The organism is Neisseria sp. P0001.S005 (assembly GCF_051963715.1).
In genome coordinates this window covers 1-665 of sequence record NZ_JBQCTZ010000485.1, presented here as the reverse complement: position 1 = coordinate 665, position 665 = coordinate 1, and the positions used below count along the sequence as shown (strand labels likewise).

At 43.9% G+C, this 665-nt stretch carries 1 protein-coding gene; it reads left to right on the top strand.

Translation table 11 applies throughout. The features are described from left to right. Positions 1-665: homoserine dehydrogenase (locus tag ACTHSP_RS21220; protein ID WP_440346910.1), on the top strand; the 665-nt coding region annotated here is incomplete at both ends.

Sequence of the window (665 nt, the reverse complement as noted above, 5' to 3'; positions counted from 1 at the left end):
AAAGCCAAACAAATTTGCCCGAATGCTGCTTTTATCAAAGATCCGTTTGAGCTGGTTCAACATCAAGATGTTGATGTTGTTGTTGAATTGTTTGGCGGTACCGGTATTGCCAAAGATGCGGTATTGAAAGCGATTGAAAATGGCAAACACATTGTTACTGCCAATAAAAAACTGCTGGCTGAATACGGCAATGAAATTTTCCCTTTGGCGGAAGAAAAAAATGTCATGGTGCAGTTTGAAGCTGCTGTTGCCGGTGGTATCCCTATCATCAAGGCTTTGCGTGAAGGCTTGGCTGCAAACCAAATCCGCAGTATCGCCGGTATTATTAATGGTACCAGCAACTTCATTCTTACTGAAATGCGTGAAAAAGGCAGCGCATTTACAGACGTATTGAAAGAAGCTCAGGCTTTGGGCTATGCAGAAGCTGACCCTACTTTTGATATCGAAGGTCATGATGCCGGCCATAAGATTACCATTATGAGCGCATTGGCATTCGGTACGCCGATGAACTTTTCTGCCTGCTATTTAGAAGGTATCAGCAAACTCGACAGCCGAGATATCAAATACGCTGAAGAGCTTGGCTACCGTATCAAATTGTTGGGTATTACCCGTAAAACCGACAAAGGCATCGAGTTGCGTGTACACCCTACTCTGATTCCTGAAAG